Source organism: Actinosynnema sp. NPDC023794 (assembly GCF_040639675.1).
Classification (GTDB): Bacteria; Actinomycetota; Actinomycetes; order Mycobacteriales; family Pseudonocardiaceae; genus Actinosynnema; species Actinosynnema luteola.
In genome coordinates this window covers 25,241-42,834 of sequence record NZ_JBFAFR010000033.1, presented here as the reverse complement: position 1 = coordinate 42,834, position 17,594 = coordinate 25,241, and the positions used below count along the sequence as shown (strand labels likewise).

Here is a 17,594-nt window from a genome sequence, read left to right as displayed (position 1 = left end):
CGTCCGGTACGAGGTCGGTCCACAGAGTCGTTGGTCGCCGTGAGGGTCCCTGATGGGTCGGGACCTCCGACCCCTGCGAACGCCGCCGCGGACGTCGGTGGACGACGCGCAGTCGAGGGTGCGGGCAAGCCGAATCTCACTCACTTCGGGCTCCCGCCCCGGTCGATGTGAACGGATCGGCTGCGAGCCGCAACGCACTGCGCTGGGCGTTGACCCAGTCGGCGCGGACCGGTGACACCGCGGAGGCGATCATGGCCACCCCGCGAAGGAGAGCCGGCTCCGCGCGTTCCACGAGCGGGCAGCCCGTGTCGACCGACCGCGTGCGGTACTCGGCGTGCCCGGTCGTGATCGTGCCCTCTGTGGACTCCTGAGCCGCCGCGGCCCGCTGTTCCGGCGTCTGCGGCTGTTCCGGCGCCTGCTCAACGCTCCGCGTCTGCGGCTGTCGTCTCGTGCACGTACGCGCTCAGGACCCCGGGCACCGCCTCGGCCAAGGCGACGACGACCCTCCAGGACCTCTCGTCGGGGAATGTCGTCCCGATGTCGGCATGACCGTCGCGCACGGTCACCGACCACCGACCGTTCGGGTCGTAGGCGTCCAGGCGTTCCCGCACCTCGCGCTCGACGGAGGCGTCGGTGCGGGCCAACGCCCGCACCAGGTCGTGCCTGGTCACCACGCCGACCAAACGCGGACCGTCCAGGATGGGGACGCAGCGGATCCCGTCGTCGACCATCACCCTGGCGAGCAGGCCGGCCGGTGCGGTGGGGTCCACCCCGCGCACCGGGGTGGTCAGCACGTCACCCACCGGCGCGTCGCCGGGCTCTCCGTCGGTGTAGCGGCCGCGCAGCAGGTCGGCCTCGGTGACGATGCCGACGAGTCGCCGGCCACCGTCGACCACGGGCAGCGCCGCGAAGCCGTGCGAGACCATCAGCGCCGCCGCCACGCGGATCGGCACGTCCGGTGTCACGGCGATGACCGGGCTGGTCATGATGTCTCGTGCCCGCACGGCGCACCTCCCTCGTCGCAGGTGACTTCGACGTTAGGCAGCCGTTGCCCTCTCGCCAGCGGTCGATGGTCCTCGGCGACCAGGGCCCAACGACGGCGCCGCACGCGCAGGTGTCCCCGAACGGGTGACGTGCCGGTGGTCGGGGGACATCCGCAGATCTCCGGCATACGCTGCCGACACCGACCACGGGAGGCGCGGACATGTCCATCGACGTGCAGCAGCCGAAGGCCTACGACCTGGTGGGCAACGACATCCTGATCGGCGGGACGGCCGGTGGGGCGTTCGAGGCCGGCTTCAACTACCGGATCCACGAGGGCCACGACGAGGTGACCGGCTTCTTCATGGCCGGTGACGGCGTCGGCGGGCACAGCCAGTTCCAGCTCAGCGTCGACGTGTCGGGCGCGAGCTTCACGCTCTCCCGGCTGTTCGTCGAGGTCTTCCACATCTCACCGAAGGACGGCGAGGAACTGGACAAGGTGGTCGTGCCCGTGGTGCTCGGCCCGAAGATCGTCCCCGGCTACCGGACCTACCTGGAGCACGTGGTCGTGGCGGGCGAGACGCTGTGGGCGCTGTCCACCCGCTACTACGGCGCGGGCAACCTCCACCACCGCCTCGTGGCGGCGAACCCGCAGACCATCACCGACCCGGATGTCATCAACCCGGGCGACGTCATCCGGGTGCCGCAGGAGTGACGCGCGACGGCACCGGACCGGTGCCTCCCGCCTGTGCGGCGCGGCGCCCGTCCGGTCCTCGTGACCCGGTGTGGAGACCTGCTCCTCCGGTGTCCCGACCGGGGTCTTGCGCGCACCCGCGACCCGGGTGACCGGGCAGTGCGACCGTGCGGTTAAGGAGCCGTCGTGGAACTCGGACCGGTGCTGTCCGCGCACCTCCTGTCCCGCTTCGCGGTGATGGTGGGCCGGTCGCCCGCGGTGCCGACCTCGATGTCGGACTCCGCGTCGAGGCCCGGCGGCTCCGCGCGCAGCACGGAGGCGCCGTCCTCGAAGAAGTCCTCGACCTGGACCGAGTGACGCGGGCCGAAGGGCCACGCGCCCTCGAACGGACCGCGCACCTCGGGGATCAGTCCGCCGACAGGACGCCTCTCGATCGTCGTCGCAGGCGCTCGTTCGTCAGGGACCTTGGTCCTCGCGGTGTCGGTGCCCATCCGCGCGAACGCGCTGCCCGAGGCCCTCCTGAGGTGGTGCCCTCGTGCCGTGTCCGGAGGTGTGGTGCCGGGCGGACGCTCGACATCTGGACCAAGACCTTCGGAGACGACGATGACCACGCTGCTGCAGACCACTCGACGCGACACCTACGCCGGTATCCGGGACCCGAGGCTCGCCGCTGTGCTCGCCGCCGAGGACGACGCCGAGGAGACCGGGTTCAACCCGCTCGAACGCATCAGCTGTCGCGTCCACCGCCGCTGGCTGCACCAGTGCGTGCACTCCCCGGCACACGTCATCTCCGTGACCGGCCACCGCTGGTGCAGGAACTGCGAGTGCCCCGCCTCCGTCAGCGTCGACGAGCTCACCGGAGCGGTCACCGTCCACTGCCTGCGCTGCCGGCGGACCCCCGACAGCCCCGCGACCCGCCAGATCGTGCGCTGCTGCCGCGCGAGCCTGGCCGCCGCCCAGGACGGCCGACGGTGAACCGTCCGGTCGCCGGGCTGTGCCTTCACCACCGGACCTCCAGCACAGCGACCGGGATGCGTTGTCACGCGAGCTTCCGCCAACCGGGCTCGACCGCCGCCCACTCCAGTTCCCACCGGTGCCGGCGGAGGCGGGTGTGGACGCATCGGACCGCCACGCAGAACACCACCAGCGCGCCGCCCAGAGCGAGCCACGAACCCGTCGCGACCGCCACTGCTGTGACCACCGCGCCCTCGGCGGTCAGCGGCGCGGCCACCCGCGCACCGCTGTCGTCGACCCAGATCCGGACCCCGCTGCCGGCGAGCACATCACTGGTGACTTGAACCTCGCCCCGCCGGGCCGTCCCGTCGGGCAGCGTCCACGTCGCGGGCACGTCGAACTTCGTCACCGACATGTTGTGCGCCGCTCCTCCGGCGGAGCCGGGCGTGCCTTCCAGCAGCACGGCGTCGACTTGGTGGCGCGTGCGCGACTGCTCCGAGGACAGCGCTGCCTGTTGCACGTAGACCTCGGACCCGAACGCCGCTGCGACGGGCAGCCCCAGCAACGCGACCGTCACCGAGCCGACCGCCACCGCGCTCTCCAACCGATCTCCGAGGCGGGCCAAGGGGTTTCGCCAGACGAACAGCTTCCGCGCCATCCTCGAAACGGCAGTCGCCGACCGTGCGTCCATGATCCGACCTCCTCGGTGTGGTGGGCCACTCCAGGCTGCTCCGAGCTGGGCTCGGCACCCAGAGTCGTTGGTCGTCGCGGCGGTCCCGGGTGCGCAGGGACTTCCGACCCTGCGCCCGGCCTGGCGCGAACACGCCGAGCACCGGGTCGTGGACCCGGTGCTCGACTCGTGCCGCACGCGGTCAGGTCCGCCCGCGACCGGTGCGGACGACCAGGCCGAGGCCGACGAGCAGCGTGAGCAGGCCGCCCAGCGCGAGCCAGGTGACGTTCACCCCCGTCGCGGCGAGTTCGGCGGTCGGTGGTTTGTGTGCAGGCCCGGCACCAGGGGGCGGCGTGGGCGCCGGTGGTCCACCCGGCTGCGGCGCGGGCTGGGGGTCGGGGTCGGGCTGATCCGGGCCCGGCACCACGATCACCCCATGCGACAGGCCGGCACCTGATCGAACGGTCAGGTACTTGCCGAAGATGATCGCCCACGGACCGACGACGCCTACGTCGTAGTAGCCGACAGGGACGTCGTGGAACTCGAAGCCGCCCCGAGCATTCGTGGTGGCGCGGGCCAGGACAGCACCGGTGTGCCACTCCTTCAAGTAAATCTTGAGGTTGGGCACCGGTGCGCCGGGATACGGACCGCCCAGCGTGCTGGGCCACGACACCGAGCGCTCCACCGCCACCCAGCCGACGACCTTCGGCGCCACGACACCGATGATCCGCGCGGCTACCTCGGTGGTGGCGACGCCCTGGTGCACGCCGATCGAGCACCCAACCCTCAGGTAGCCCTCCTCCGCCATGACGTCCACGATCGGGATCTGCACGTCGAAGGCCCGGGTCGCGTTCGGGGGGAGGGTGGCACCCGGGCCGGGGTCCGCGAGTTCCCCGAGGTCGATGCGAACGGCGCCAGTCACCCAGCAGCCTGCTTTCACACCGGGGATCGGCAGCGCACCAGCGTTGGTGAGGGTCAGCGTCATGTGGGCGGTGTCGCCCTTGCGGTAGGCATCCCGGTCGAGCGCCGCCGAAGCGGTGAGGACCGAGTCGACCGGGAGCGCGCCGCGGATCAGAAGATCCGGATCATCCTCGCCGTCCACCCGCACGGCCGTCCGCGGGAACGTCACCTCAGAGCTGCTGAACCAGGCCTCATAGTTCCCGCGCGGTAGGTCGCGGAACAGGAAGCGGCCCACCGAGTCCGTTTTCGTTGTGTAGGAGCCGGACGGCCGGCCGCCTCGGACCTCCACCCGGAGGTCGGCGAGGGCTTCACCCGCGTTCATGGTCGCGTCGCCGTTGCGGTCGGCGTAGACGGTTCCCGCGAAGGTGCCGCGGACAACGGTGACCGGGGCGCTGATCGCGACGACGTTGTCCGCCGGGTTCACGTCCGGTTCGTCGAGCGACCTGATCGTCACGACCATCGACGCCGAGTACTCCGTGGTCGTCACCCGTCCGACGAACGTGGCTTCCACGGTCTGCCCGGGTTCGACCCGCACGCCGTAGTACCCGATCTCCTCCCAGTAGCGCTCCTCCTCCACGTTCCCGGGCGAGTCGATGGTCACGCGGCTCGCCGGCGCGGTGCCGACGTTGGTCACCCTGGCCCGTGCGGTGACCGGCTCGTCCGCGACGAACTCCGGTTTGTCGAAGGCGACCGTGAGGGTCAGGTCCACGAACGCCGGTGAGGGCTCCGTGGTCGCCGGGCCGCCGGGCCGGGCCGACGGCGCGCTCGGGTCCGTCGTGGACGGCTCGGTCGTCGCGGTGGGTCCGGTCGTCGTGGTGGGTCCGCTCGGGACCGTCGTCGAGGTCTCGACCGGCGCGGTGGTGGTCGGCTCCGCTTCGGCCGGTGCGGTCGCGCTGGACCCGGCCGCCGCCGGGGTGTCGCCGAACGCCGGTCCCGCCGACGCTCCCGCGCAGACGAGGACCGTCAACAACAAAGCGCCGATGGATCGGCGTAACCGTGACATCGTGTGCTTCCCCTCTGCCCGTCCTCCCTGTGAACTACTCCGATCTCAGCGTCTCGCCGCACCAGAAGACGGTGCAGAGGCGTCGGCACTCGCTCGCATGCAGCCGTTCCCGAGTGGCACAGGGCCTTGCTGCTCTGGTGCCCGATGCGGTCAGGCGATACCGGTGGACGCGGGAACCGGACGCAGCTCGATGCCGGCCACGCCGGGAACCGTGCGCACCAGGGCGGTCACGACGCGGCGCTCGGCCTCGTCGTCGAACTGCCCGGTCACCACGATCCGGCCGCCGGTCACGTCGACGTCCCAGCGGCGGGTGCGGCTGTAGGCGGTGAGGAGCCGGTCGACGCGGGCGGCGAGGACGTCGTCGTCCGTGGTGAGCACGCGCAGCAGGTCGCCGCGGCTCACCACGCCGACCACCGCTCCCCTGGCGTCCGCCACGGGCAGGCAGCGCAGCCGGTTGCCCAGCATCGCGCTCGCCAGCTCGCCCGGTGTGGCGGTGAGCGGCGCGCTGGTCACCTCGGTCGTCATCACCTGCCCGACGGTGGTCGCGACGCCCCGTTCGAGGTTGGCCGGCAACAGGTCCGAGCCGGACACGATGCCGACCAGCAGTCCTCCCGGCCCCACCACGGGGAGCGCGGAGAAGCCGTGGTCGACCAGGACGGCGCTCGCGGCGCGCACGGTGGTCGACGGTTCGACCGAGTAGACGGGCCGGGTCATCACATCTGCGGCGTTCATACCCCGCAACGGTCCGCTCACCCACCGGCCGTCGGCAGGGCGCATCGGCCCTTCCGGCCGGTGCCTTTGGTCCTCCGGCGCGGACGCGGCACGTCGGTCCCTGGTGGATCGGGACTTCCGCCCCTGCGAGAGCACCCACCGCGGATGCCACGGTCGGAAGCGATCCGCAGAACGAACAGCGTGGAGGTGAGTCGGATGGACCGCAGCCGGCCGGACGAGGAAACGATCGCAGCGGCGGTGGCCCTGGCCTGCCGCGCGCCTTCGGTGCACAACACGCAACCGTGGCGGTGGCGCTTGGGCGACCGGAGCGTGCACCTGTACACGGATCCGTCCCGTCAGTTGCCCGCCACCGACCCGCGCGGCGCGGACCTGCTGCTCAGCTGCGGCGCCGCGCTGCACCACCTGCGCGTCGCGCTGGCCGCGCTCGGGTGGCGCGCGATCGTCCACCGGTTGCCCAACCCGGCCGACCCCGACCACCTCGCGGCGGTCGAGTTCGCGCGACGGGAACCCACGGACGCCGACCTGGCGATGGCCGCCGCGATCCCCCGCCGCCGCACCGACCGCCGCCGTTTCTCGTCCTGGGAAGTGCCCCGCCCGGTGCTGGACCTGCTGGCGAAGCGGGCCGCCGAGGAAGACGCCATCGCCCACGAGGTGGTCGGCACCCGTGACCGCTTCGAACTGGCCACCGCGATCGGCAAGGCCGCGGCCGTCCAGGACGCGGACCCCGCCTACCGGTCCGAGACCCGCCGGTGGAGCGGCGGCCACGCGAACGTCGACGGTGTACCCGCGGCCAACGCGCCGTCCGGCGCGCCGCAGCACGGTGACGTGCGGCTGCGCGAGTTCCCCGGCGGTGAACTGATCGACAAGCGGATGGACGAGTGGGACGACGACGGCGGGTCGCTGCTGGTGCTCGCCACGTCCTCGGACGACCGGCTGTCGCTGTTGCGCGCCGGCGAGGCCATGAGCGCGGTCCTGCTGGAAGCCACCGCGGCAGGCCTGGCGACGTGCCCGCTGAGCCAGCCGCTGGAGGTCGCCGAGACCAGGGACCGGGTGCGCACCGATGTCCTGGACGGCACATCATGCCCGCAGATCCTCCTGCTCGTCGGCTGGGCCGCGTTCAACGCCGACCCGCTGCCGCCGACCCCCCGGCGGCCCGTCACCGAGCTCATCGACCAGTGGGAGCCGAGATGAGCGGTTCCACCAGGCCGGGATGACGACATACCCGTGGCCACCCGGTCGTCCGCCACGACCGAGGACACCGCCGGTAGGTCGTTCACGGGCACGACAGCACTTCACCGACACCATCGGCGACCACGACCCAGGGCACCACACCACTGGACGTCGAGTGGGTGATCGCGGACAGCCGCACCCGGTTCGTCCGATTCGGACCGATCACCACTCTGCCAGGCGACGCGGAGCAGCTTCCCCTCACCGCTCCGACCGTCGCCGGCTTGGGCGCGACACCCGGCCCGGACTCCGGCCGGGTGCGCGTCCTCCCCCACCCCCTGCGAGACCACCACCTTCGCGAGGGTGAGGTTCCGGTCGCGGAGGTGCCCGCCCCCAGCTCGGGCGGGCTGGCGCCCGCGCCCGGGGCCACCGTGGGGATCGTGGAGGCCGACGAGGGCTGCCTGGTGGTGCTCGTTGCACCGGCGTCCGCGCCGCCGGCCATGCACGCCCTGCAGGAGGGCGTCGGGACGGCCGGGTGATCGACGGGGGCACGGGCCCTGGTCGGCTCGTCGCGGATCGTGGACGTCCTCGTCGGCGAGCAGCTACCCAGGATCTGCTGCCCCCACCAGGGACCCACGGACCGGCAGGCGAGGACCTTCGCCACTCCCCGCGCCGACCGGACGGGACGAGCATCGAAGGACAACCGGAGGAGGACGCGATGACGGTTCGGGTTGGCATCAACGGGTTCGGGCGGATCGGGCGGGACGTCATGCGGGCGGTGTTCGACCGCGGCGACACGGGCATCGAGATCGTCGCGGTGAACGACCTCACCACGCCGGAGGCGCTCGCGCACCTGCTGGCGTTCGACTCCACCTACGGGCCGTGGGCGCACGCGGTGAGCGCCGAGGCGGACGCGCTGGTGGTCGACGGCCACCGGGTGCGCGTCACCTCGGAGGCCGACCCGGCGAACCTCGACTGGAACGCCGACGTCGTGATCGAGGCCACCGGCCGGTTCCGCACCCGCGAGACCGCCGGCGCGCATCTCGCCTGCGGTGTCCGCAAGGTGCTGATCACCGCGCCGGGCAAGGACGTGGACGCCACCATCGTGATGGGCGTCAACGAGGACACCTACGACCCGCGCCTGCACCACGTGGTGTCCAACGCGTCGTGCACGACGAACTGCGTCGCGCCGATGGCGATGGTGCTGCACGACGCGTTCGGCATCCGCGAAGGCCTGATGACCACGATCCACAGCTACACCAACGACCAGTCGCTGCTGGACGGTCCGCACAAGGACCTCCGGCGGGCGCGGTCGGCGGCGGTCAACATGATCCCCACCTCCACCGGCGCGGCCAAGGCGGTCGGTCTTGTCATCCCCGAACTGGCGGGCAGGCTCGACGGTCTCGCGGTGCGCGTGCCGGTCGAGGACGGCTCGCTCACCGACCTCACCGTGCTGCTGGACAAGCCGGCCACGGTGGACGAGGTCAACCGGGCGTTCGCCGAGGCCGCCGACGGCAGGCTCAAGGGCATCCTCCGCTACACCACCGCGCCGGTCGTGTCCCGCGACATCATCGGCGAGCAGGCGTCGTGCGTGTTCGACGCCGGTCTGACGAAGGCCACCGGCTCGATCGTGAAGGTCTTCGGCTGGTACGACAACGAGTGGGGCTACGCCAACCGCACCATCGACCTGGTCCGCCACATCGCCGGGACGCTGCCGTGAGTGCCGTGCTCGACATGGCCGGCCTCGGGGCACTGATCACGGAACTGCGCCTCCACGGCTACGCCTGGCCGCGGTGACACCCCCGAGTTCGCAGAGGAGAGGAGACCGAGCCATGGACGGCGTCAAAAGGATCTTGGTCGGCGTGGACGGGTCGCCGGCGAGCAGGGCGGCGCTCGCGTGGGCGGTGCGGCACGCCGAGGAGCGCGGCGCACGGGTGACCGCGGTATCGGTGTGCCAGGTGCACCCGGTGCCGCCCACAGGTGGGACGCCGCCTCTCGGGATCGGACCGGACGCGTTCCGCGGCCTGCACGAGCGCTTCCTGCGCGAGGCGGTGGCGGAAGTCGGTCCCGAGGCCGAAGGCGTAAAGCAGCTCGTGCCGACCGGCGGTCCCGGACCGGTGCTGGTGGAGCTGTCGAAGGACGCCGACATCCTGGTCCTGGGTGGCCACGGCTACCGCAGGACGGGACTGGAGGTCGTCGGGTCGGTGGCCGCGCACTGCCTGCGGCGTGCCCACTGCCCGGTCGTGATCGTCCCGGTGGAAGGGAAGGACGATGACAACGCGGACGGTGCTCGCCTGTCGCGGACTGCGCAGGAGTTTCGGTGACCTGGTCGCGGTCGACGACCTGAGCTTCGAGCTGGCCGCCGGTGAGACCTACGGGCTGCTCGGCCCGAACGGGGCGGGCAAGGCGACCGCCATCTCGATGGTCGTCGGCATCCTCGAACCGGACGCGGGCGAGGTCCTGGTGGACGGCGGGCGGCTGTCCACCAGGACCGCCGACGTCAAGCGCCGTGGTCTGCCCGCGCAAGCCCGACCGTTGAACCACTCGCCGAGACGACGCCCCACGTCCCGGACGGCTCAATCCCCGCGATCGCCGCCGGAGTCGCCGTGGGCACCGCCGGAGGAACCACCACCGCCCCCTGATCAGCCCGCTCCAGCACACCGTCGGAATCGGGCGGGTCGAACTCCGGCGCGTCCGGGTCGTCCGCCGTCGACTCCCGCCGGAGTTCGGGGTCTCGCGCGTCCGCCGGCGCCGCGAACGGCAGGCGGGAGCCGGTGAGCCGATGGCGGCGCAGATCCCGGCGCATGCGCAACCCGGTGATCAGGAACATCACGCCGAACCCGGTGCCGGCGAACAGGTAGGTCATCGTGCGCATCGCGGGAGACATCCCCGGGCCCTCCGTCGGCAGCCGGCCCCGCGGATCGACCAGGACCTCCAGCCGGTCGCCGACCCGCAGGTCCCGGTCGGCGTGGTAGGCAAGCTCGCCGAGGTCCGCGCCGGTGCCGGCGTCCGCGACCCGAATCTTCTGATCGGTGTCCGGAGCGGAGTCGCCGTAGACGTCGTCGACGACCACGACGGCCACCCGATCCGCAGCCGTGTGCAGGTAGGCGAGCGACAGACCGATCGGGGCGTAGAAGAACAGACAGACCGAGGCGATCGCCACCGGCACGATCCACTTCGGTTCGACATCCAGCGAATGCTCGCCGATGAACCACACCATCCCGCCGGCGAACACGCCGGCCAGCAGGGGCAACGAGATCAGGACAGTGAGCCAGGTGAAGCCGAAGCTGAAGCTGAAAGCCACTCCGCCGCTGGTCACCACGATGGCGAGCAGGAATCCGAGGGTCAGCAGAACCTGTCGTACGCAGATCCATGTCCGAGGCACACCACCATCGTGCCCGCCGCGGGCAACCGGCCGGGAACACCGGGGCGCCGACCCGCTCGACAGCGTGAGCCCAAGACCACCTGGTGCGGCGGCCGCACTCACCGTCCTGGCGACCACGGCCCAGCAGACCGTGAACGAGCTGGCCGTCACCGAGATCCGTCGGCTCGTGAACGCGTCCTTGACCTCAGCCACCCGTTGTACTGGTCAGGACGGTGACGACAGCACCAACTCCGCGCCGAAGCGAGCCCCCGGCGCCCTCCGACACAACCGCGAACTCCAGCTGGAAACTCGAACGACGGCTGCCGTACCAGGCTCGTGGCGCCTCCACCGCTCCTTGTCCCGGTGAGGTCGGGCCGCGTGCCCATTGCGGCCCCAGCGGAAGTACGCCAGTGGGCCGACGAAGTTCACCGCGATCGCCACGGCCCACCAGCGCTTGCGACCGTTGACGGCCTCGGCGGGACGGCGGGCGAGGTCCGCCCACGCCGCCCCCGCGAGCAGGACCTCCACCGCGCTCAGCGCCAGGATGCCGCGCCGCTGGGCCGAGGTCATCTCCAGCCAGGTCTTGTGCCTCTTCATACCGCCCAGCGTCCTCCGGCGGCACGCCTGGCCACAGAGTCCTTGTGCTCCAGTCGACGGACCTGGTGCCCTGCTCGTCGAGGGCCTTCGACCGCATTCACCGAGGGGTGCGGGGTGAGCTACTGGTGTCGAGGAAAGGAGTGGTCATGCACTGGTACAACGGGTACGGCGTCGGCTACGGCGGCGTGATGACGGTCCTGATCGGACTGCTACTGCTCGGCGTGGCGGTCGCGATCACCGTGTTGGCGATGCGCCGCACGCCGGACGACTCGGGTTCCGCCCAGCGCATCCTGGAGACGAGGTTGGCCAGGGGCGAGATCGACGTGGAGGAGTTCCAACGGGTACGCGACCTCCTGCGGACCCGATAGCGAAGACCGACCTTCCACCCGAGGTGATCCGCCGTGACTTCCACCCTCCCCCGACCGCTGCTGATCGACCGGCTCTCGCCGCGGCCCGACTTCACCCGCACCGCGCACGTGGTGGTCGACGCCGACCCGTCCACCACCTACCGCGCCCTGCGCGGACTCGACTTCAGCGATCTCCACGGGCCCGTGCTGGACATCGTGACGTGGGCGCGCAGGTTGCCCGACCTGCTCAGGGGCCGTCCCACCTGGCACAGCCGGATGACCCTGGACGACATCCCCGCCGGCTCCGGTTGGGTCCGGCTCGGCGAACTCCCGGACACCGAGATCGTGTTCGGCGCCATCGGCACGTTCTGGCGGCCGTTCGTGCACGTCCGCGACCTCGAAGCACGCGACTTCCCCGACTTCGCCCGGCCGGGCTACGGCAAGGTCGCCTGCTCGCTGTCCGTCTTCCCCTACGGACAACGCCGCACCGTGCTGACCTACGAGACGCGGACCACCGCGACCGACCCGCGGGCGTGGACGCGCCTGCGCCGTTACTGGCGCCTGGCCGGCCCGTTCATCACGATGCTGGAACACGCGGTCCTGCGGTCGATCAAGGAGCACGCCGAGCGGGGTGGTTCCCGGTGACCGTCGTCGTCCACACCAGGCAGCTGACCAAGAACTACGGCCGCCGGCCGGCGCTGCACCGGCTGGACCTGGACCTGTACGCCGGCGAGGTCTACGGGCTGCTCGGTCCGAACGGCGCGGGCAAGACCACCGCGATCCGCCTGCTGATGGACCTGATCCGCCCCACGCGGGGCCGGATCGTGCTCTTCGGCGAAGACCTCGCGACCGGGTCGGTCCAGGCGCGGCAGCGTATCGGGTACGTGCCAGGCGACCTGGTGCTTTACGACCGGCTCACCGGTGAGGAACACCTGCGGCTGTTCGCGGGCCTGCGCGATCACCCGAACCTGACCGACGCCCGCGTGCTGGCCAAGCGGCTCGACCTGGACCTGGCGCGCCGCGTGGGCGAGCTGTCCAAGGGCAACCGGCAGAAGCTGGGCATCACACAGGCGTTCCTGCACCGCCCGGAGCTGGTGGTCCTGGACGAGCCCACCAGCGGGCTGGACCCGGTGGCGCAGCGGGAGTTCCACGCGCACTTGCGCGAGTTCACCGCCGGCGGCGGGACCGTCCTGTTCTCCTCGCACGTGCTGTCGGAGGTCGAGCAGGTGGCCGACCGCGTCGGCATCCTGCTCTCGGGCAGCCTGGTGGTGGACGCGAAGGTCGCCGCGCTGAAGGCAAAGGCGTTGCGGGCGCTCACGTTCGACTTCGCCGAGCCCGTCCCGGCCGACGCTTTCGAGAACGTCGCCGACGTGCGCGACGTGCGCGCCGACGGCGCCTCGGTGCACTGCAGGGTCGTCGGACCCGTGGGCGAGCTGGTGCGCGTCGCGTCGCGGTTCCCGCTGGTCAACGTGACCAGCCACGAACCCGACCTGCAGGAGATCTTCCTCGACTACGTGGAGGGTGAGGACCGTGACCGCTGAGCTGATCACGAAGTCGTTGCGGGACAACCGGAGCAGCGCGCTGGGCTGGGGCGCCGTCCTCGTGGCGAGCGTCGGCCTGCAGCTGGCCGTCTACCCGGCGGTCCGGAATGCCCGCGGCGACCTCGACCAGCTGCTCGACGCCTACCCGGAGGCGTTCAAGGCGCTCTTCGGCGTGCAGGGCTCGTTCACCAGCGGGGTCGGGTACGTGCAGGCCGAGGTGTTCGGCTTCCTGGCCCCGCTGGTGCTGCTCGGGGTGGTGATCGGCCAGGCCGCCCGCGCCACCGCGACCGAAGAGCGGGCCGGGACGCTGGACCTGCTGCTGGCCAACCCCATCTCCCGCACCAGGGTGCTTGCGGACAAAGCGCTCGCGATCCTGGCGAACCTGCTGGCCGTCACGTCGGCCTTGGCGGTGACGCTCGTCGTCGGTGGCCGGGCGGTCGGCTTGGACGTGCCGATCCCCGACCTGCTGGTCGCGTGCGCCGCCGCGGCGGTGGTCGCCCTGCCGTTCGGGGCGCTCGCCCTGCTGGTCGGCGCGGGCACCGGACGTCCGGGGTTCGCGGTGGCGGTGCCGGTGGGTGTCGCGATGCCCGCCTTCCTGCTCGACGCCCTGTCCGCGCTGAGCGAGGACGTGCAACCTTGGCGCGTGCTCTCGCCGTTCCACCACGCCGGTATCGACGACGCCCTGGCAGGCCACCCCGCTTGGGGCGGGTTCGCGGTGCTGCTGCTGGTCACCGCCATCCTGCTGGCCGCGGCCGTCGTCACGTTCCAGCGCCACGACGTCCGACGGTGAACGACGCCAGGACGAGAGAGGAAAGCCGTCATGAAACCCGTTCGGATCTGGATCGGCACGGTGCTGGTCACGCTCGGCGTGCTCGGTGTCCTCGACGCCACGGGCACCCTGGACTTCGGCGCCGCGCTGGGTGACTGGTGGCCGGTCGGCGTCATCGGTGTCGGCGTCACGGCCATGATCGCCCAGAAGCACGTCTCCCTCGGCCCGGGCGTGGTCGCCGCGATCGGGCTCGTGCTGCTGGCCGACCGCCAGGAGTGGACCACCGGCAGCCTCTTGTGGCCGGTCGTGCTCCTGTTGGTCGGGTCCGCCGTCCTGTTCGGACTGCGGACCCGCCACACGGCCGACCACCGCGACGACACCGGTGCGCCCGTGGCGCTGTTCGGCGGCACGAAGGTGCGCAGCCGTGCCGAACACCTGACCCACGCGGCCGTGTCCGCGGTGTTCGGCGGCGCGACGCTCGACCTCCGCGACGCCCACATCGACGACGAAGCCTACGTCGACGCCTTCGCCCTGTTCGGCGGCGTGGAAGTGCTGGTCCCGCGGGCGTGGCGGGTGTCGCTGGGCGGACTGCCGTTCTTCGGCGGTTACGACGACAACACCGAGCGCGACACCGCGATGGATCCCGACGCGCCGTTGCTCAAGGTCAACGCCACGGCCATCTTCGGCGGCATCGACGTCCGCAACGACCCGAAGTAGTCCGCTCGAACCCGTGCGCGACTGTCGCGCTCGTTCGGTCGGGTGGCCTCAGGGCTGCGGAGTCCGGCGCGGCTCGGCGGTGTCGCGGGCGCTCAGGAGGACGACGGCGAACACCGCGGTCCACAGCAGGTAACCGCCGATGTTGATGCGTTCGCACACCCCGAGCCAGGGGCGGCTCGTTCGCGGCAATCCAACCACCCGCATCCCGGCCGACGCGCCGAACACAAGAAGTGACATCCTGCCCTCGTTGGCGCGCGGAGGATTGACGGCGCGCCCGTTCTCGAGCGGACCAGGGCTCAGCCGGTGCGCTGCGCGGAGCGGACGATGGCGCGCACGGTCGCCCGCATGATGTGGCCGACGAACGGCCGGATCAGCCACCAGTACCGGGCGAACCGCGGACGCGAGGCGTCGTCGGTCCTCGCCACTCGGCCGGCACATCGCGCCACTCGATGTCAGGCTGCCAGTACTTGCCCACCGCGCCCACGGCGATCTCACGGCCCTCCCGCTCACCGAGGCCGACCCAGCCGGCCATTCCGTGGATGTCGCCGAAGGACAGCGCTGTCAGCCCGACCGCGGGCTTGGGGCTGAACCTCGCCGGAAGGCCGCGAACCCACGCGGCCGCGTCCAGCAGCGAGGTGCGCACGCCCAGCAGGTCGAGATCACGCACGGCCCGCCAGGTGGCCTCCGCTGGAGCCAAGACCACTACCTGCGCGGTGAACTCCACCTCCCAGGTCGGCAGGCGGTCATCGATGATCAGTCTCTCTCGGCCACGGGCTCACCGTCCGTTGTCCGCGGCAAGTCGGGTGCGAGTCCGCCCTTCGGTCGAGGCGAGGGTGAAGTAGGCCTCGTCTTCCTGGGCGAAGTGCAGCGTCAGCACGGCGTCCAGGCCGTAGAGGGTGGCTCGCACGTCGTCCACCTGGTCCGGTTCGATGCCGTCGGGCGATTCGCGCAGGTGCCGGTCCAGCCTGCGGCTCAAGCGCTCGATCTCGGTATGGCCGCGGCTCATCGTGACCGTGCTCTCCGGACCGCCGAGGATCCGGGCCAGCGCTGGGTACAGCTCGGTCTCCTCCGCTCGTTCGTGCGGCAGGATCCGCTCGGCGAGCAGGTGGTGGGCGCGGCGGATGGCGGCGTCGGCCTCCGGGCACGCTCCTGCGGACAGCGCGTCGGCGGCCTGCCGGACGGCGCTGCGCGCGGCGAGCAGCTCCCCGTGCTCGTGCGCGAACCGGTGCAGCAGCCGGTCGGCGTCACGGGGGACGTGGTGCCGGGCCCGGCCGCGCAGGGCCCTCAACGCGTTGAGGATCACCGCCACGTCAATGGCCTCCTGCACCAGTGCGCCGGCGATCGGGACCAGCAGGCCGAACGCGGCGGCGAACATCGCGAGCAGGGACAGTGCGGTGCCGAGGCCGGCGCTCTGCAGCGCCAGCCGGCGCGATCGGCGGGCGATCTCGACCGCGTCGACCAACCGGTCGATCCGGTCGTCCAAGATGACCGCGTCCGCCGCCTGCACCGCCGCAGTGGACCCTCTCGACCCCAAGGCGACCCCGACGTCCGCGGCGGCCAGGGCCGGCGCGTCGTTGATCCCGTCGCCCACCATGACCGTGACCCCGACTGCCCGTGACGCCTCCACCCGCTCGATCTTGTCCGCCGGGCTCGCCTCGGCCTGGATCTCGCCCACGCCGAGCATCGCGGCGACCTCGGTGGCGTTGTCGACCCGATCGCCGGTGAGCAGCACGACGTGGCGCAGGCCGATGGCGCGCAGCCTCCGCATCGTGCGGGCGGCGTCCGGCCGGATCCGGTCACGGACCAGCAGCACCGCCACCGGTTCACCGTCGCGCTCGACCCACACCGTGCCGGCCAGGTCGAGCCGTCCCCGGCGCTGCGCGCCGCGTGCCCACTCGGGCAGCGGCGTGCTCGCCGACAGGCGCCCGACCAGCACCCGCCGCCCTCCGACCAGCCCCGAAGCACCGCGCCCGGGTTCCTCGACCACCGATGTGGCGGGCGTCGGATCGGCGCCGGCCCGCTCGGCCGCGCGCACGACGGCGCTCGCGAGCACGTGCGGCGAGTACTGCTCGACCCCAGCGGCCAGCGCCAAAGCGTCCTCGGCGTCCACGCCGGGGGCGCAGACCACGTCGATCACTTCCGGTCTGCCCTCGGTCACCGTGCCGGTCTTGTCCATGGCGAGCGCACTCGCCCGGCCCAGGAGCTCGAGTGCCGCGCCGTCCTTGACCACCACACCGGCCCGCGACGCCCGCGACATACCGCCCGTGACCGCGATCGGCACCGCCAGCAGCAGCGGGCACGGCGTGGCCGTGACCAGCACCGCCACCGCGCGTTCCGGATCCCCTGTCACGGCCCAGGCGACCGCGGCGAGCAGCAGCGCCGCGGGCAGGAACCACACCGCGATCCGGTCCGCCAGCCGAGCCACCGGCGCGCTGCCCGCCGCCGCCTGACGAGCCAACCGCACCACACCGGCATACGTGCTGGCCTCGGCCGTGGCCGACGCGGTCAGGTCCACGGCGGCACCGGCGTTGACGACACCGCTGCGCACGGAGTCCGCGGGCCCGCGCGTCACGGGTGCGGCCTCCCCGGTCAGCGCCGACTCGTCGAACACGCCGCGGTCGAGGATCACACCGTCGACCGGCACGACCTCGCCGGGCAGCACGACGAGCCGGTCGCCCGGCCGGACGTCGCCGATCGCCACCGTGTCGACCCGGCCGCCCAGCCGCACGTGCGCCTGGCTGGGCGCCCGTTCCAGCAGGGCAGAGAGGTCACGGCCGGCCCGGTGCCGTGCCGCGGTCTCCAGCAGCCGTCCCGTGGCCACCATCACGGCGATGATCGCCCCGGCGAGGAACTCGCCCACCGCGACCGTGCCACCCAGGGCGAGCACGGCGAGCAGGTCGGCACCCCAGCGACCGGCACGCAGGTCCGCCACCACCCAGACGACCGCGGGAACCAGGGCCACACCGTCCGCGATGGCCCACAGCACGGTCGCCGGGACCGTGCCGGACAGCCGGGCTACCCCGCCTCCGGCGAGCAACGCGGTCACCACGATCAGCAGCAGCAGCTCGCGGGAAGGTCGAGGTCGATCGGGTGACATC

At 72.0% G+C, this 17,594-nt stretch carries 21 protein-coding genes and 1 pseudogene; 13 read left to right on the top strand and 9 right to left on the bottom strand.

The window, feature by feature from the left end:
- Positions 1-419 precede the first annotated feature (419 nt).
- Positions 420-1,004: a CBS domain-containing protein gene (locus AB0H12_RS38220; protein ID WP_499629732.1), complete on the bottom strand. Its 585-nt coding sequence runs from the start codon at positions 1,002-1,004 to the stop codon at positions 420-422.
- Between the two features lie 200 nt (positions 1,005-1,204).
- Here AB0H12_RS38220 and AB0H12_RS38215 point away from each other — a divergent pair, with 200 nt between their 5' ends.
- The 3 genes from AB0H12_RS38215 (at position 1,205) to AB0H12_RS38205 (ending at position 2,650) form a co-directional block, all read left to right on the top strand.
- Complete coding sequence (locus tag AB0H12_RS38215) at positions 1,205-1,696, top strand: Gmad2 immunoglobulin-like domain-containing protein (protein WP_499629730.1); 492 nt, start codon at positions 1,205-1,207, stop codon at positions 1,694-1,696.
- 165 nt (positions 1,697-1,861) lie between these two features.
- The gene (locus AB0H12_RS38210) at positions 1,862-2,032 is read left to right on the top strand and encodes a hypothetical protein (RefSeq protein ID WP_499629729.1); all 171 of its coding nucleotides are present in this window, start codon (positions 1,862-1,864) and stop codon (positions 2,030-2,032) included.
- 246 nt (positions 2,033-2,278) lie between these two features.
- Positions 2,279-2,650 carry a hypothetical protein gene (locus tag AB0H12_RS38205; RefSeq protein WP_499629728.1) on the top strand — a complete coding sequence of 124 codons (372 nt, stop codon included), beginning with the start codon at positions 2,279-2,281 and terminating at the stop codon, positions 2,648-2,650.
- A gap of 64 nt (positions 2,651-2,714) precedes the next feature.
- Here AB0H12_RS38205 and AB0H12_RS38200 read toward each other — a convergent pair whose 3' ends face one another.
- The 3 genes from AB0H12_RS38200 to AB0H12_RS38190 all read right to left on the bottom strand — a co-directional run bounded on the left by AB0H12_RS38200 (position 2,715) and on the right by AB0H12_RS38190 (position 5,994).
- Positions 2,715-3,287 (bottom strand): Rv1733c family protein, encoded by a 573-nt coding sequence (locus tag AB0H12_RS38200; protein WP_499629726.1) that lies wholly within the window; start codon positions 3,285-3,287, stop codon positions 2,715-2,717.
- Positions 3,288-3,501: 214 nt separating this feature from the next.
- A complete protein-coding gene (locus AB0H12_RS38195) occupies positions 3,502-5,262 on the bottom strand; it encodes a hypothetical protein (protein WP_499629724.1) in 1,761 nt (586 codons plus the stop codon).
- Between the two features lie 150 nt (positions 5,263-5,412).
- The gene (locus AB0H12_RS38190) at positions 5,413-5,994 is read right to left on the bottom strand and encodes a CBS domain-containing protein (protein ID WP_499629722.1); all 582 of its coding nucleotides are present in this window, start codon (positions 5,992-5,994) and stop codon (positions 5,413-5,415) included.
- 195 nt (positions 5,995-6,189) lie between these two features.
- Here AB0H12_RS38190 and AB0H12_RS38185 point away from each other — a divergent pair, with 195 nt between their 5' ends.
- From AB0H12_RS38185 to AB0H12_RS38165, 5 genes and pseudogenes are all read left to right on the top strand, one after another.
- Positions 6,190-7,185 (top strand): Acg family FMN-binding oxidoreductase, encoded by a 996-nt coding sequence (locus AB0H12_RS38185; protein ID WP_499629720.1) that lies wholly within the window; start codon positions 6,190-6,192, stop codon positions 7,183-7,185.
- Positions 7,186-7,544: 359 nt separating this feature from the next.
- Complete coding sequence (locus AB0H12_RS38180) at positions 7,545-7,700, top strand: hypothetical protein (protein ID WP_499629718.1); 156 nt, start codon at positions 7,545-7,547, stop codon at positions 7,698-7,700.
- Positions 7,701-7,879: 179 nt separating this feature from the next.
- Positions 7,880-8,881, top strand: coding sequence for a type I glyceraldehyde-3-phosphate dehydrogenase (gene gap, locus AB0H12_RS38175; RefSeq protein ID WP_499629716.1), 1,002 nt, complete (start codon positions 7,880-7,882; stop codon positions 8,879-8,881).
- 112 nt (positions 8,882-8,993) lie between these two features.
- On the top strand, positions 8,994-9,485 hold the full coding sequence (locus AB0H12_RS38170; RefSeq protein WP_499629714.1) for a universal stress protein: 492 nt from the start codon (positions 8,994-8,996) through the stop codon (positions 9,483-9,485).
- A pseudogene (locus AB0H12_RS38165) lies at positions 9,433-9,609 on the top strand (ATP-binding cassette domain-containing protein); the annotation flags it as partial. The gene AB0H12_RS38170 and the pseudogene AB0H12_RS38165, both read left to right, overlap by 53 nt.
- A 52-nt stretch (positions 9,610-9,661) precedes the next feature.
- Here AB0H12_RS38165 and AB0H12_RS38160 read toward each other — a convergent pair.
- The gene (locus tag AB0H12_RS38160) at positions 9,662-10,663 is read right to left on the bottom strand and encodes a hypothetical protein (protein ID WP_499629813.1); all 1,002 of its coding nucleotides are present in this window, start codon (positions 10,661-10,663) and stop codon (positions 9,662-9,664) included.
- Positions 10,664-10,750: 87 nt separating this feature from the next.
- Complete coding sequence (locus AB0H12_RS38155; RefSeq protein ID WP_499629712.1) at positions 10,751-11,122, bottom strand: PLD nuclease N-terminal domain-containing protein; 372 nt, start codon at positions 11,120-11,122, stop codon at positions 10,751-10,753.
- A 146-nt stretch (positions 11,123-11,268) separates the two neighbouring features.
- Here AB0H12_RS38155 and AB0H12_RS38150 point away from each other — a divergent pair, with 146 nt between their 5' ends.
- Genes AB0H12_RS38150 through AB0H12_RS38130 form a run of 5 tightly spaced genes read left to right on the top strand, consistent with a single transcriptional unit; the run spans position 11,269 to position 14,496 of the window.
- Positions 11,269-11,490, top strand: a complete 222-nt coding sequence (locus AB0H12_RS38150) for an SHOCT domain-containing protein (RefSeq protein WP_499629710.1) — start codon at positions 11,269-11,271, stop codon at positions 11,488-11,490.
- Positions 11,491-11,523: 33 nt separating this feature from the next.
- Positions 11,524-12,114 (top strand): hypothetical protein, encoded by a 591-nt coding sequence (locus tag AB0H12_RS38145; protein WP_499629708.1) that lies wholly within the window; start codon positions 11,524-11,526, stop codon positions 12,112-12,114.
- Complete coding sequence (locus AB0H12_RS38140) at positions 12,111-13,010, top strand: ABC transporter ATP-binding protein (RefSeq protein ID WP_499629706.1); 900 nt, start codon at positions 12,111-12,113, stop codon at positions 13,008-13,010. Before AB0H12_RS38145 ends, AB0H12_RS38140 begins: the two co-directional genes overlap by 4 nt.
- A complete protein-coding gene (locus tag AB0H12_RS38135; protein WP_499629704.1) occupies positions 13,000-13,800 on the top strand; it encodes an ABC transporter permease subunit in 801 nt (266 codons plus the stop codon). Before AB0H12_RS38140 ends, AB0H12_RS38135 begins: the two co-directional genes overlap by 11 nt.
- A 30-nt stretch (positions 13,801-13,830) precedes the next feature.
- The gene (locus AB0H12_RS38130) at positions 13,831-14,496 is read left to right on the top strand and encodes a LiaF transmembrane domain-containing protein (RefSeq protein WP_499629702.1); all 666 of its coding nucleotides are present in this window, start codon (positions 13,831-13,833) and stop codon (positions 14,494-14,496) included.
- A 48-nt stretch (positions 14,497-14,544) separates the two neighbouring features.
- On the opposite strand, the gene AB0H12_RS38125 is transcribed toward AB0H12_RS38130, so the two are convergent.
- The 3 genes from AB0H12_RS38125 to AB0H12_RS38115 form a co-directional block, all read right to left on the bottom strand.
- Complete coding sequence (locus AB0H12_RS38125) at positions 14,545-14,733, bottom strand: hypothetical protein (RefSeq protein WP_499629700.1); 189 nt, start codon at positions 14,731-14,733, stop codon at positions 14,545-14,547.
- Between the two features lie 133 nt (positions 14,734-14,866).
- Positions 14,867-15,220: a hypothetical protein gene (locus tag AB0H12_RS38120; RefSeq protein WP_499629698.1), complete on the bottom strand. Its 354-nt coding sequence runs from the start codon at positions 15,218-15,220 to the stop codon at positions 14,867-14,869.
- Positions 15,221-15,271: 51 nt separating this feature from the next.
- The gene (locus tag AB0H12_RS38115) at positions 15,272-17,593 is read right to left on the bottom strand and encodes a heavy metal translocating P-type ATPase (protein WP_499629696.1); all 2,322 of its coding nucleotides are present in this window, start codon (positions 17,591-17,593) and stop codon (positions 15,272-15,274) included.
- Position 17,594 lies beyond the last annotated feature (1 nt).

Bases quoted from the DNA above. Each gene is read 5' to 3' on its own strand.
- AB0H12_RS38215 (WP_499629730.1), top strand. From the start codon at position 1,205: ATGTCCATCGACGTGCAGCAGCCGAAGGCCTACGACCTGGTGGGCAAC.
- AB0H12_RS38205 (WP_499629728.1), top strand. From the start codon at position 2,279: ATGACCACGCTGCTGCAGACCACTCGACGCGACACCTACGCCGGTATC.
- AB0H12_RS38200 (WP_499629726.1), bottom strand. From the start codon at position 3,287: ATGGCGCGGAAGCTGTTCGTCTGGCGAAACCCCTTGGCCCGCCTCGGA.
- AB0H12_RS38195 (WP_499629724.1), bottom strand. From the start codon at position 5,262: ATGTCACGGTTACGCCGATCCATCGGCGCTTTGTTGTTGACGGTCCTC.
- AB0H12_RS38190 (WP_499629722.1), bottom strand. From the start codon at position 5,994: ATGAACGCCGCAGATGTGATGACCCGGCCCGTCTACTCGGTCGAACCG.
- AB0H12_RS38185 (WP_499629720.1), top strand. From the start codon at position 6,190: ATGGACCGCAGCCGGCCGGACGAGGAAACGATCGCAGCGGCGGTGGCC.
- gap (WP_499629716.1), top strand. From the start codon at position 7,880: ATGACGGTTCGGGTTGGCATCAACGGGTTCGGGCGGATCGGGCGGGAC.
- AB0H12_RS38170 (WP_499629714.1), top strand. From the start codon at position 8,994: ATGGACGGCGTCAAAAGGATCTTGGTCGGCGTGGACGGGTCGCCGGCG.
- AB0H12_RS38155 (WP_499629712.1), bottom strand. From the start codon at position 11,122: ATGAAGAGGCACAAGACCTGGCTGGAGATGACCTCGGCCCAGCGGCGC.
- AB0H12_RS38150 (WP_499629710.1), top strand. From the start codon at position 11,269: ATGCACTGGTACAACGGGTACGGCGTCGGCTACGGCGGCGTGATGACG.
- AB0H12_RS38130 (WP_499629702.1), top strand. From the start codon at position 13,831: ATGAAACCCGTTCGGATCTGGATCGGCACGGTGCTGGTCACGCTCGGC.
- AB0H12_RS38125 (WP_499629700.1), bottom strand. From the start codon at position 14,733: ATGTCACTTCTTGTGTTCGGCGCGTCGGCCGGGATGCGGGTGGTTGGA.
- AB0H12_RS38115 (WP_499629696.1), bottom strand. From the start codon at position 17,593: ATGTCACCCGATCGACCTCGACCTTCCCGCGAGCTGCTGCTGCTGATC.